The sequence below is a fragment of the Janthinobacterium sp. P210006 genome, assembly GCF_036231885.1.
In the GTDB taxonomy this organism is placed as follows: domain Bacteria; phylum Pseudomonadota; class Gammaproteobacteria; order Burkholderiales; family Burkholderiaceae_D; genus Janthinobacterium; species Janthinobacterium violaceinigrum.
Genome location: NZ_JAZARD010000002.1, coordinates 877,568 through 889,939, shown reverse-complemented (window position 1 = coordinate 889,939; position 12,372 = coordinate 877,568). Strand labels below are relative to the sequence as shown.

Below are 12,372 nucleotides of genomic sequence, written 5' to 3'. Positions count from 1 at the left end.
TTTCACTGGCAGGAGCACGGCATGGCAGACTTTTTGCAAGGCATCGATGTATCGCACTACAACGGCGCCATCGACTGGCCCACGGTGGCTTACGGCGCCGCTGCGCCCGCTTTCGTCTACTTGAAAGCCACGGAAGGGGGCACGGTGGTCGATAGCGACTACCTGCGCAACCGGGCGGGCGCCACGGCGGCGGGCCTGTTATGCGGCGCGTATCACTTTTTCTCGCCCACCGAGCCGGTGGCGGACCAGGTTGCCAACTTTTGCAATGCGGTGGGCAGCGTCAAGGGCGACTTGCCGCCCATGCTGGACGTGGAACAGCCGGGGCTGGACCAGCCCGCCTATGCGGCCGCCGTCGCACAGTGGCTGCAGCAGGTTGGCGACAGGCTGGGCTGCACGCCCGGCATCTACACGGTCGCCGGTTTCTGGAACAGTTGCGTGGGTTCGTTTGCGCCGTTCCTCGCCCATCCGCTGTGGATCGCCCATTACACGTCCGGGCCCAGTCCTGCCATTCCGGCCGGCAGCGGCAGCTATACCTTCTGGCAGTACGCGAGTACGGGTGCCGTGCGCGGCATCAGCGGGGCCGTCGACATGAGCCGCTACCCCGGCCAGGCCAGCCAGCTGCAGGCGCTGTTGTGCAGCTAGCGCGTCTGCGGCCCGTTCAGCGGGCATCGGGCGCCTTGCGCATGGCCTGGTCCAGCAGGCTCAATGCCTGCCGCACGGTGGCATCCGCCATTTCCAGCAACTGATCTCCCACGTACCACTCGACCACGCTGTGCCCGGGCAGCGCCGCGTGGCTGGCGCGGCCGAACAGCCAGATGCCGTGTTCTTCGGCCACCTGGTTGCGGATGGCGATGGCCCGTTCGCGCGAGACGGGCAGGTGCAGATGCAGCATGTTTGCCTGCGGCTGGGCAGGATTGACGCGTATGGCCGGATAGTCGCCCAGCAGCGCGTACAGCCACTGCGTGCGCGCGAAATAGCGGGGCATGGCGGCCAGGCGCGCATCGAACTGCATGGCGGCGGCCACCACGTAGGGCGTGCGGTGCACGATATTGCCGCCCTGGCGGCGGAACCACTCGCGCGCCCGTTCGACGAACGGCCGGCTGCCCGCCAGCATGGCGCCGCCCAGGCCGCCGATGCCCTTGTACAGCGACACATACACGGAATCGAAACCGTCGCAGATGGCGGGCAGGGGCTGGCCAACACCCGCTTGCGCTTCCCACAGGCGCGCGCCATCCATGTGCAGGTGGATGTTGCGTTCTCGGCAGTGCCGCTTGATCGCGTTCAAGTCTTCCCACGACGGGCACTGGCCGCCGATTTCGCGCATCGGCAGTTCGAGCTGCGCGGCGCCCAGCGCATCGGGCACGGCGCGCAGGTCGTCCACCGTCCACGGGCGGTGCGGGTCGCCGATCATCAAGCCCTTGAAGTGATCGAGCAATTCATGGTTGCCCCGCTCGTGGCGCAGGATGTGCGAGGTGGGATGCAGCGCCACCAGCGAGGAGCCCCGGTCCTGGCAGGCCAGGCGCAGGGCCGTCACCTGCGTCATGGTGCCCGTGATGCAGAACACGGCCGCCTCGAAACCGAGCAGGCTGGCGACCTTGTTTTCGAACTGCTCGATCAGCGCGCCCTCGCCATAGGTGTCGTGCGCAATGTCGTTGGCTTCGCACCACGCGGCCATGGCGGCGAAGGTGGCGCTTGGGGCGGGCTGGTGGTGGCCCGGCAGGACGGTGTGGCAGCGCTGGCGCAGTTCGAGATCGGTCAAGGCGGTTCTTCCTTAAAGGGTGGCGGTGGCCAGTTTTGCGCCGAAGCCGATGAACATGGCGCCCACGCCGCCGCCCATGCCGGCCGACAGGCGGCGACGGCGGCGGAAGGTTTCGGCCAGGCGGGCGCCCACAAAGATGATGGCCGTCAGGTAGGTAAAGCTGATGACCTGGCAGATCAGGCCCAGGCCGATGAAGGACAGCACGGGATTCGGGAAGGCAGGGTCGACGAACTGGATGAAGAAGGAAATGAAAAACAGGATGGCCTTTGGGTTCATCAGGCTGATGACCAGGGCCTTGCGGAAGGGATCGCTTTCCTTGACGGGGGCAGCTGCGGCAGCCGCTTCGCCGTCCGCTGGCGCGGGTGCGCGCAGCTTGCGCCAGCAGCCGATCAGCATCTGCAGGCCGATCCAGCCCAGGTAGGCCGCGCCGATGTATTTCACCACATAGAACAGGGCCGGGCTGGCTTTCAGCAGCGAGGCCACGCCGCAGGCTGACAGCACCATGAGGATCAGGTCGCCCGCGAAGATGCCGAAGGCGCCCTGGTAGGCGGGCCGCACGCCGCGCTGGGCGGCTACCGACAGCACATACATGGAATTGGGGCCGGGCAGGATGACGATGAAAATGGTCCCCAGTAAGAAGGTCCAGAAATCGGTGATGCCCAGGTTAGCGTGGAAGAGTGCGTTCATGATGGTTCTGCTTGATTGATTTGTACGTGATGAAATTGCAATGCGGCAAGGTTCGCATAGATGCCGCCCAAGGCCACCAGCGAGGCATGCGTGCCCGTTTCGACGATCCTGCCGTCTTCCATGACGATGATGCGGTCTGCCCGCTGCACGGTGGCCAGGCGGTGCGCGATGATGACCGTGGTGCGCCCCACCATGGCCGCTTCCAGCGCCTTTTGCACGAGGCGTTCCGACTCCGCGTCCAGCGCGCTGGTCGCTTCGTCGAGCAGCAGCAGCGGCGGGTTTTTCAGCAGGGCGCGGGCGATGGCGATGCGCTGGCGCTGGCCGCCGGACAGGCGCACGCCCCGCTCGCCGAGGAAGGATTTGTAGCCGTTCGGCAGGCGCTCGATGAATTCGTGGGCGGCCGCCATTTTCGCGGCGGCGATGACTTCCGCGTCGCTGGCGCCGGCGCGGCCGTAGCGGATGTTTTCCATGGCGTCGGCCGAGAAGATCACGGTATCCTGCGGCACGATGCCGATGGCGTCGCGCAAGGTGTGCAGGTCCAGCTGCTTGATGTCCACGCCGTCAAGGCGGATGCTGCCGCTTTGCGGGTCATAGAAGCGCAGGAACAGCTGGAACAGCGTGGTCTTGCCGGCGCCGGACGGGCCCACCACGGCCACCGTTTCGCCGGCGCGGATGTCGAGGCTGACGTGGTCCAGCGCGGCCGTATCGGGGCGCGACGGATACGAGAACACGACGTCGTTCAGCGACAGGGCGGCGCCATTCGCGGCGCGCGCGGGCAGCGGCAGCGGCGTGGCGGGCGATTCGATTTCCGATTTGACGGCCATCAGCTCCAGCAGGCGTTCGGTGGCGCCGGCGGCGCGCTGCGCTTCGCCCATCACTTCGGACAGGGCGCCGATGGCGCCCGCCACGATGGAGGCGTACAGGATGAACTGGCCTAAATCTCCGCCCGTCATCGAGCCTTCCAGCACGGCGCGCGCGCCCAGCCACAAGACAAACACGATGGTGCCGAACACCAGCAGGATCGCGATCATGGTCAGCAGCGCGCGCGCGCGGATGCGCCGCATGGCCGTCATGAAGGCGCCTTCGACGGAGTCGCCAAAGCGTTTCGATTCGATTTTCTCGTGCGTGAACGCTTGCACGGTGGGCATGGCGTTGAGGATTTCGCCGGCCATGGCCGAGGCGTCGGCGATGCGGTCCTGCGAGTCGCGCGACAGCTTGCGCACCTTGCGGCCAAACACGATGATGGGCACGACGACGAGGATCAGCAAGCCGATGATGATGCCGGCCAGCTTGGCGCTGGTGACGAACAGCATCACCAGGCCGCCCAGGAACAGCAGCACATTGCGCAGCGCCATCGAGATGCTGGTGCCGACCACGGCCTGTATCAGGGTCGTGTCGGTGGTGATGCGCGACAGGACTTCGCCCGTCTGTGTGGTTTCAAAGAATTCGGGGCTTTGCGTGACCACGTGGCGGTAGACGGCGCTGCGGATGTCGGCCGTGACTCTTTCGCCCAGCCACGACACCGTGTAAAAGCGCGCGGCCGTGGCCAGCGCCAGGATGGACGCCACGCCGAACAGGGCGAGGAAGACCAGGTCCACGTGCTGGATGCTTTTCGAGCCGGCCGCGCCGCCGAAACCCAGGTCGATCATCTGCTTGAAGGCGGCGGGGATGGCCAGGGTGGAGGCGGCGGCCACCACCAGCGCGATACCGGCCAGGAAGAATTGCTTGCGGTACGGCGTCAGGAAGGGCATCAAGCCCTTGAAGGCGGCCAGGCTGCCTTTTTTCAGTTCGCGGCTGGTGTCGGGTGCTGGTGCGGCGCTTGCGGCGGTTGCTGTACTCGTGCTGCCTGTTTCTGTGCTGGTTGTCATTGTTTTTCGCTTAATATTTACTGTATTTTGTACTGCTTATAACTTCATCGGCTGCACGTAGCCCGTCATTTCCAGGTAGCCGCGGCCCACCGGCTGGCCGTCGCGCTCCACCGTCACGGCGCCTTCCCAGTACACGGCGCCGGTGGATCTGCGCGAATCGAGTTCCTGGTCCGGCTGCAGGGGCTTGATCTGCCAGCGCACGGGGCCCGTGCGGATACTGGTGGCGACCGGGTATTCGGCCTGCGTGCGGGGCGAACGCCACAGCTGCGTGGGGGTGAAATCGACGTCGCCGGGGGCGAACTGCGTCATCTTACCGGACGCATCGCGCCATGTCGCGTGCGCCCATAGTTTAGCACCTGTCTTGCTGCGGATCTGGAAGGCCATCAGGGCGCCGCCGTCAGCGAGGTTGGCGCCTATCCAGTTCCAGCCGCTGGCATCCGCATCGAGCACCTGGCTGGACCACTCGTGATCGAGCCAGGTGGTGCCCGTTACCGCCTCGGCCTTGCCGCCCGCGCGCGCGATCGTGCCACGGGTGGCAAGCTGCGGCTCGCTGTAGTAGTAGCTCGATTGCGCGGGTCGCGCGCCCTTGCGCGAGTAGCCGCCAACGCCCTGCAGCAGCACGGGCTGCGTGGGGGCGAGGGTCAGCTGCAAGTCGAAGTCGCGCGCGGCCAGGCTGACCTGGTAGCTGCCGTCGGCCTGCCGCTGCATGCACCAGCCGTCGAGCTTGACGTCCGTGTCGCCCACCTTGGCATAGGCCAGGCCGAAACCCTCGCGCGCGCTTTTCTCGTCGTGCAGCAGCTTGCCCACCTTCGGGTCGGACAGGGCCGCATGGCCGATGATCAGCTGTTTCGGCGCGAACGCGCTGGGATTATCCGCGTCCGTGGCCGTGGCGCTGCGAAAGAAGGTCACCTGGTAGCCCAGTTGTTCGCCGCTGGCGGTCTTGACCCAGCCCGTGGCGTACCACCATTCCGTTTTATATGCGGGATGGGCGCCGAAGTCGTGCGGCAGGCGCAGGGCCTGGCCGGCCGGCAGCGGCGTGACGGGGGCGAAGGCGGGCGGCGCGGCGATGGCGGCGGCGCTGCAGAGCGCGAACAAAAGAGTAAAACGGCGCATTACCAGTCCTCCCTGACGGCGCGGATGGGGCCAGCGGACAGCGCCTGGCGGCCCGCAATCAGGGCCGTGGCAGCGGCCGCCGTCAGCAGGGCGCCGGCCACGGTGGCGATCAATGGCCACGGCAGGTGCAGCTGCATGGTCCAGTGGAACGATTGGGGATTGACGATGAAGACCAGCACAAAGCTGATCAAGAGGCCCAGGACAAAACCGGTGGCGATGCCCAGCGCCGTCAGCGCGCCGCCTTCCAGCGCCAGGATGGCAAGGATCTGCCCCCGCGTCACGCCCACGTGGCGCAGCATGCCGAATTCGCGCGCGCGCGCCAGGGTCTGGGCGGAAAACGTGGCAGCCACGCCGAACAGGCCGATGACGATGGCGATGGCTTCCAATAAATAGGTGACGGCGAAGCTGCGGTCGAAGATCTGCAGGCTCAGGGCGCGGATGGCCGACGGGTTCGACACTTCCAGGCTGGCGCCGAACGGCAGGGCCTTCAGGCGCTGCTGCAGTTCGTCGCCCGTGACATCCTTGGCCAGCCACAGGGCTGCATCGCTGACGTCCATGTCGGCCGTCAGCGCGCGGTAGTCGTCCAGCGGCATCTGGATGGCGCCGGAAGAACGCGCATAGTCGCGCCAGATGCCGGCGATGAAGAACGGGTGCAGGCCGCCCGCCAGCGGCAGGGAAAGCTGCTGGCCAGGCTTGACGTTGTACAGGTCGGCCGCCGCCTCGGACAGCCACACGGGTTTGACCCCGGCCGGCACGGGCAGGGTGTCGCCCACCAGCACCATGCTCTTGCCCGGATCGGCCAGGTTGATCGGGCGCGCCAGCAGCATCACATTCGGGCGGTCGGGCGACAGCGACAGCGAGCGCAGGCGCTGGAAATCCACCCTGGCCACACCGGGCAGGGCGGTGATGCTGGCTTGTTCGCGCGGGTTCAGGCCCGCCGTCCCGCCGCTGGCGGCCGTGCGCGCATACAGGTCGGCCGGCAAAATCTGCAGCAGCCAGTCGTCGACGGAGACGCGGAAGCTCGACACCATGATGGCCATCGCCACCATCAGGCTAAAGCTCGACAGCACGCCACCGAGCGCGATGCCGGCCTGGCCCGAGGCATTTGCCAGGCGCGCCACGGTCAGGCTGCGCACGGGCGCGTGCAGGCTGGTTTGCGTGCGCAGCCAGATGCGCTGCAGAAAACGGAAGACGACGGCTGCCAGTTGCGGCATCAGGGCGATGGCGCCGATCAGCAGCAGCGCGATGGACAGGTAGCCGAACAGGGGCAGTTCGAACACGGGCGGCAGGAGCGTCAGGGCGCCGGCCAGCAGCAGGCAGGCCAGCGCGGGCCAGGTTTTCGCCAGGCGCGTCGTCACCACTTCTTCGCTGCCCGATTTCAGGGCGATGGCGGGTGCCGCGCGCGCCGCTTCCAGCGCGGGCGCTGCGCAGCCCAGCAGGGCCACGCCGAGGCCCAGGATGAAGTAGACGAAGGCGGCGACGGGCGTGAACTGCACCTGCGGCTGCACGCCCGCGAAATAGCCGGCGCCCAGGTCGCCGCCGAAGAAGCGCAGGGCCACGGCCGCCATGGCATAGCCGCCGGCGATGCCCAGCGCCGCGCCGACGACGCCCAGGCTGGCGCCCTCGAGCAGCACCTGGCGCAGCAGCTGTCCCCGTTCCATGCCCAGCACGCGCAGCAACGCGAACTGGCCGCGGCGGCGGATGACGGACAGCGCCTGCGTGGAAAAGACGAGGAAGGCGCCCGTAAACAGGGCGACCAGCGCCAGTACCGTCAGGTTGACCCGGTAGGCGCGGCTGAGGTTATTGTTGCGGCTATTCTGGTTTTCGTCGTTGGGCTGGCCCACCTGGAACCGTCCCGGATACTGCGCTTCCAGCGCGCGCGCGAGGTCGGCCTGGAAGGCGTCGCGGTTGACGCCCTGGCGCAGTTTCAGGTCGACGCGCGACAGCTTGCCCAGCTTGTTGAAGCGCCACTGCGCCGCGCCGATATCCATCACGGCGATGCGCTGGCCGGCGCGCGCGCGCTGCAGCGAACCGGCCACGCGCAGCGGCACCGTGCCCGTGCCCGATTGCAGCGCGAGCTTGCCGCCTTCGGCCACGTCGAGCCAGCGCAGGGCGGCCGGCGACAGGAACAGGGCGTCGTCGGCCAGGGTGTCGAAAGGCTGGCCCTCGGCGGGCGCGCCGATCAGGTCGGGCGAGATGAAGCCGGCGCGGAAGACGTCGAGCGCCAGGATGTGCAGCGGGCCGCCATCCTTGCCGGCACGGCCTGCCACGGCGGCCTGCAGCTCCAGCACGGGCGAGGCCACGGCCACGCCATCGCGCTGCGCCAGCCACGGGTAGATGGCTTCGTCGAACAGCGCTTCGCGCCCGGCCACCTGCACGTCGGCCTGGCCGGACAGGCTTTTGACGGCCGTGGAAAATTCATTGAAGGCGGCCGCGTTGATCAGATGGATGGCAAAGCCCAGCGACACGCCGATGGCGATGGCCAGGACGGCGACACAGGCGCGCACGGGATGGGCGCGCCATTCGCCCAGCAGCAGCCAGCGCGACAGCAGGCGCGTCGCCGCCGGGCCGGCTAGCGGCGCACTCAATTCAGACATTCGACGGCCAGGCGTTCGCCCGCGCGCCGCGCTTTCAGTTGCGCCGCCTCGCGGTTTTTATCGCCTGCGCCGACGGCGTCCTGCGCCGCCCATTTCTGTTCCAGGCGCAGCTGGGCGCAATGCTTGTCGCGCGCCTCGAGCTGCTTGGCGGCCCGTTCGCGCGCCTGGTCTTCCAGGCGTTCGCGCTGCTTGCGCGCCGCTTCCATCTGGCTGGCCACCCGTTCTTGGCGCGTGGCCGCGCCCTTGTCGACGGCGGGCGGCGGCGGGGGGATTTCCAGGATCTGCAGCTGGCCGGCCGAGCATGGCGTGGCGCTGTAGCTGGTCTGGCCATCCTTCACGCATTTGTAGACGTCCTGCGCGCTGGCGGAACCGGCCAGCAAGGCCATCGCGCACAGCAGGAGGGAAGGCGCTCTCACAGGATCTTCCCCGGATTCATGATGTTCTGCGGGTCCAGCGCCTGCTTCACGGCGCGCATCAGCTGCAGTTCCAGCGGCGACTTGTAGCGCGCCAGGTCGTCCTTCTTCAGGGCGCCGATGCCGTGTTCGGCCGAAATGGAGCCGCCGAAACCGTGTACCTGGTCATGCACGATGCGGTTGATGGCATCCTGGTTGGCGAGGAAATCGCGGTCCGTCATGCCGGGCGGCGGCGCCACGTTGTAGTGCAGGTTGCCGTCGCCCAGGTGGCCGAAGCACACGAGCTGGCAGCCGGGGAAGGCTGACTCCAGGGCCGCATCCGTGACGGCGATGAAGTCGGCGATGCAGGAGATGGGCAGCGAGATATCGTGCTTGATGTTCTTGCCCGCCTGCGCCTGCGCCAGCGGGATGTGCTCGCGCAGCTGCCACAGGCCTTCGGACTGGGCCACGGAACTGGCGACGACGGCGTCTTCGATCAACTCGTCTTCCAGCGCCGCGCCGATGCTCGCTTCCAGCAATTCCACGGCATGCGCCTCGGACTGGCTGCTGGATAATTCGAGCAGCACATACTGGCCGTGCGCTTCGGCGAAAGGCCGCGGCAGCTGGGGGAACTGTTCCGCCACCAGCTGCAGACAATACTGCGACATCAGCTCGAACCCCGTCAGGCTGGCGCCGCAATGGTCCTGCATCAGCGAGAGCAGACGCAGCGCGTGGGCGGGCGAGGGCATGGCGGCTAGCGCCGTGATGCAGGCTTTCGGCTGCGGATACAGTTTCATCACGGCGCCGGTGATAATTCCCAGGGTGCCTTCGGCGCCGATGTACAGGTCGCGCAAGTCGTAGCCCGTATTGTCCTTGCGCAGGCCGCGCAAGCCGCTCCAGATCTCGCCCTGCGGCGTGACCACTTCCAGGCCCAGGCACAGTTCGCGCGTATTGCCGTAGCGCAGCACGGCCGTACCGCCCGCATTCGTGGCCAGGTTGCCGCCGATGGTGCAGCTGCCCTCGGCCGCCAGGGACAGGGGAAACAGGCAGCCGGTGGCGCTGGCCGCCTCCTGGATGGTTTGCAGGATGCAGCCCGCGTCCACCGTGATGGTGCGGTTGACGGGATCGAGCGCGCGGATGCTGTTCAGGCGCGCCAGCGACAGCACGACGGCGGTGCCGGCCGCGTCGGGGATGCTGCCCAGGACCAGGCCCGTATTGCCGCCTTGCGGCACGACGGGCACTTGCCATTGCGCGCAGGCGCGCAGGATCGCGGCCACCTGTTCCACCGTGGCGGGGCGCATCACGGCCAGAGCCTTGCCGGTAAACCGGTCGCGCCAGTCGGTGAGGAAGGGCGCCGTGTCGGCATCCTCGGTGAGTACGTAGGCGTCGCCCAGCAGGTCGCGGCAGGCGGCGAGGAAATCGGCTTGGTCACTCATGGTCTTGGTCACTCATGGTCTTGGTCGCTCATTTCTTGATGCTTACTTTGTTCACTTTTTCCAGCAGCTCTTTGGCCATGCGCTTGGCAGCCTTTTTATACGGGCGCAGGTACAGCACGGCGCAGACAAAATAGATGCAGACGATGGCCGCCTCGCCCCAGGCCATCAGGGCCGAGGCGCGGTTCGTGTCGCTGTAGCCGCGCACCACGCCCTCGGTGAAGTACAGCAGGATCACCATCGACGACCATTGCAGGGTGTACACGTCGCGCTTGATGACGCCATACAGGGGAATGAGCAGGGGGGCCGCCTTCAGGACCACCCAGGAACCGCCCGGCTGCAGCGGCGCGACGACGGTTTCCCACAGCACGCACCAGACGATCAGGGTGGCGAGGCTGGCGATGGCGCCCCAGTGAAAATACTTGTGCAGCGCGCCGTGCATCACGCGCCTGCCAGTTTCGCGGCGTTTTCCGCCAGGCGCCGGCCCAGGGCGATGGCCAGGCGCTTTTCATCGTCGCTCAATGCCTTGTCGCCGTCTATGCCCGACCAGTGCGTGGCGCCATACGGCGAGCCGCCCGTGGACGTCGCCATCAGTTCCGGGTGCGTGTAGGGCAGGCCCATGACCAGCATGCCGTGGTGGAAGAGGGGGATCATCATCGACAGCAGGGTCGATTCCTGGCCGCCGTGCAGGCTGCCTGTGGACGTGAACACGCAGGCGGGCTTGCCGGACAGGCTGCCGGCCAGCCAGTCGCTGGCCGTGCCATCCCAGAAGTACTTCATGGCGGCGGCCATGTTGCCGAAGCGCGTGGGCGAACCCAGGGCCAGGCCCGCGCATTCCTGCAAGTCTTCCAGTTCCACATAAGGAGCGCCGTCAGGCGGCACTTCGGGTGCCGTCGCTTCGACGACGGTGGAGACGGCGGGCACGGTGCGCAGGCGGGCATCGCAGCCAGGCACGCTTTCCACTCCCTGGGCTATCAGCTCGGCCAACTGGCGCGTGGCGCCATGGCGTGAATAAAACAATACGAGAATAATCAGATTGGTTGGCTTCATCATTGGTATTATAGGGCGCTTTACAGCCTGATACGACTGCTGTCATGGCGCCGTTCTGATTTTGCACATGTTTTCAAAATATATATTCCCCTTCTTTCAATACCTGTGGCGCGCCCTGAGCATCGGGCTGGCCGTCGTGCGCGGCCTGACGTGGTCCGAAACGCGCGACCTGCTGCAGTTCGCGCGCCGCCGCGTGCGCGAGGAAAGCCTGCCGCAGGTGGCGGGCAGCCTGACGTTCGCCACCGTGTTCGCGCTGGTGCCGCTGCTCACCCTGGCCCTGGCCATCTTCACCACCTTCCCCCTGTTTAATACCTTCCGCCACGCGCTGGAAGACTATTTCGTGCAAAGCGTGATGCCCAAGGGGATATCGAACACCATCCTCGACTACCTGACCACGTTTGCCTCGAAGGCCACGCGCCTGTCGGCCATCGGCGCCGGCGCCCTGATCGTCACCTCGGTGGGCATGATGGGCTTGATCGAACGCGTCTTCAACCGCATCTGGCGCGTGCGCCAGGAGCGCCGCTGGACCAAGCGGCTGCTTGTCTACTGGGCCATCGTCACACTGGGCCCGCTGCTGGTGGGCGTGTCGCTGACGGTGACGTCGCGCCTCTTCATGGCCACCAGCGGGGTGGTGGGCGCCGTGCCTTTCCTGGGCACCGTGTTCTATACCCTGGTGTCGATCGGCCTGACCATGCTGGCGTTTACCTTGCTGTACATCGCCGTGCCGAACCGCGACGTGGACTGGCGCGACGCGGCCTGGGGCGGCTTGCTGGCGGCGCTGGCGTTCGAGGTGGCCAAGCGGGGCTTCGGTGAATTCATCCAGGAGTTCCCCACGTATTCGCGCATCTACGGCGCGCTGGCCGCCTTGCCGTTGTTCCTCGTGTGGATATACCTGAGCTGGATGATCACGCTGGTGGGCGCTTTGCTGGTGGCCGCCTTGCCCGTCGTGAAATACGAGCGCTGGTGGTACGAGGCGGCGCCGGGCAGCGAATTCGTCGACGCCGTCGCCATCCTGAAAGTGCTGCACCAGGCTTGCCACTGCGCCGATTCGGCCCTGGTGGGCGCGGCCGAGATCCGCCGCAGCACGCGCCTGGGCTTCGAAGAGATGGAAACCCTGCTCGACAAGATGGTGCAGCAGGGCTGGGTGGGAAGAGTGAACGTGGAAGGCGCCGTGCGCGTGCAATGGGGCAAGCGCGTGGCCGACAGTTCCGACCACTGGGTCTTGCTGGGCAATGTCAACCGCATCAGCCTGGCCGACGTCTACCGCCTGTTCGTCTTCGGCGGCATGCGCGTGAACTCCGGCTATCCAGCCGGTTCCACCAATGAGCGCGACATCAAGGCGGCCGAAGAAGCGGCCGCACTGGCGGCGCAGGTGGAAAGCGCCGTGGAGCAGGGGCTGGGCCTGACCCTGGCGCAGCATTTCGGCGCCGTCAAATGTAACTGAACGGTCTTGCAACACCTGAGAAAACCGAT

Annotated in this window: 11 protein-coding genes; 2 read left to right on the top strand and 9 right to left on the bottom strand. The window is 66.9% G+C overall.

What is annotated here, in order from left to right; genetic code table 11:
- The first annotated feature begins 21 nt into the window (after window positions 1-21).
- The gene (locus tag VPH41_RS12430) at window positions 22-642 is read left to right on the top strand and encodes a glycoside hydrolase family 25 protein (protein ID WP_328570251.1); all 621 of its coding nucleotides are present in this window, start codon (window positions 22-24) and stop codon (window positions 640-642) included.
- A 16-nt stretch (window positions 643-658) separates the two neighbouring features.
- Here the strand turns inward: VPH41_RS12430 and VPH41_RS12425 are convergent, their stop codons facing one another.
- The 9 genes from VPH41_RS12425 to wrbA are packed head-to-tail and all read right to left on the bottom strand — an operon-like array spanning window position 659 to window position 10,899.
- A complete protein-coding gene (locus VPH41_RS12425) occupies window positions 659-1,759 on the bottom strand; it encodes a threonine aldolase family protein (protein WP_328570250.1) in 1,101 nt (366 codons plus the stop codon).
- A gap of 12 nt (window positions 1,760-1,771) precedes the next feature.
- Window positions 1,772-2,446: a leucine efflux protein LeuE gene (leuE, locus tag VPH41_RS12420; protein WP_328570249.1), complete on the bottom strand. Its 675-nt coding sequence runs from the start codon at window positions 2,444-2,446 to the stop codon at window positions 1,772-1,774.
- Window positions 2,443-4,314, bottom strand: a complete 1,872-nt coding sequence (locus VPH41_RS12415; protein ID WP_328570248.1) for an ABC transporter transmembrane domain-containing protein — start codon at window positions 4,312-4,314, stop codon at window positions 2,443-2,445. The genes leuE and VPH41_RS12415 overlap by 4 nt, the downstream gene beginning before the upstream one ends.
- A gap of 36 nt (window positions 4,315-4,350) precedes the next feature.
- Window positions 4,351-5,427 (bottom strand): lipocalin-like domain-containing protein, encoded by a 1,077-nt coding sequence (locus tag VPH41_RS12410; RefSeq protein ID WP_328570247.1) that lies wholly within the window; start codon window positions 5,425-5,427, stop codon window positions 4,351-4,353.
- Window positions 5,427-8,024, bottom strand: a complete 2,598-nt coding sequence (locus VPH41_RS12405; RefSeq protein WP_328570246.1) for an FtsX-like permease family protein — start codon at window positions 8,022-8,024, stop codon at window positions 5,427-5,429. The genes VPH41_RS12410 and VPH41_RS12405 overlap by 1 nt, the downstream gene beginning before the upstream one ends.
- The gene (locus VPH41_RS12400) at window positions 8,012-8,440 is read right to left on the bottom strand and encodes a DUF4124 domain-containing protein (RefSeq protein ID WP_328570245.1); all 429 of its coding nucleotides are present in this window, start codon (window positions 8,438-8,440) and stop codon (window positions 8,012-8,014) included. The genes VPH41_RS12405 and VPH41_RS12400 overlap by 13 nt, the downstream gene beginning before the upstream one ends.
- Window positions 8,437-9,852: an FAD-binding oxidoreductase gene (locus VPH41_RS12395; RefSeq protein WP_328570244.1), complete on the bottom strand. Its 1,416-nt coding sequence runs from the start codon at window positions 9,850-9,852 to the stop codon at window positions 8,437-8,439. Before VPH41_RS12395 ends, VPH41_RS12400 begins: the two co-directional genes overlap by 4 nt.
- 28 nt (window positions 9,853-9,880) lie before the next feature.
- Window positions 9,881-10,291 carry a DUF2069 domain-containing protein gene (locus VPH41_RS12390; RefSeq protein ID WP_152259004.1) on the bottom strand — a complete coding sequence of 137 codons (411 nt, stop codon included), beginning with the start codon at window positions 10,289-10,291 and terminating at the stop codon, window positions 9,881-9,883.
- The gene (gene wrbA, locus VPH41_RS12385; protein ID WP_328570521.1) at window positions 10,291-10,899 is read right to left on the bottom strand and encodes an NAD(P)H:quinone oxidoreductase; all 609 of its coding nucleotides are present in this window, start codon (window positions 10,897-10,899) and stop codon (window positions 10,291-10,293) included. Before wrbA ends, VPH41_RS12390 begins: the two co-directional genes overlap by 1 nt.
- Before the next feature lie 67 nt (window positions 10,900-10,966).
- Between wrbA and VPH41_RS12380 the strand changes: the two genes are divergently transcribed.
- Entirely contained in the window at window positions 10,967-12,343 is a 1,377-nt protein-coding gene (locus VPH41_RS12380; RefSeq protein ID WP_328570243.1) for a YihY family inner membrane protein, read from the top strand.
- Window positions 12,344-12,372 lie beyond the last annotated feature (29 nt).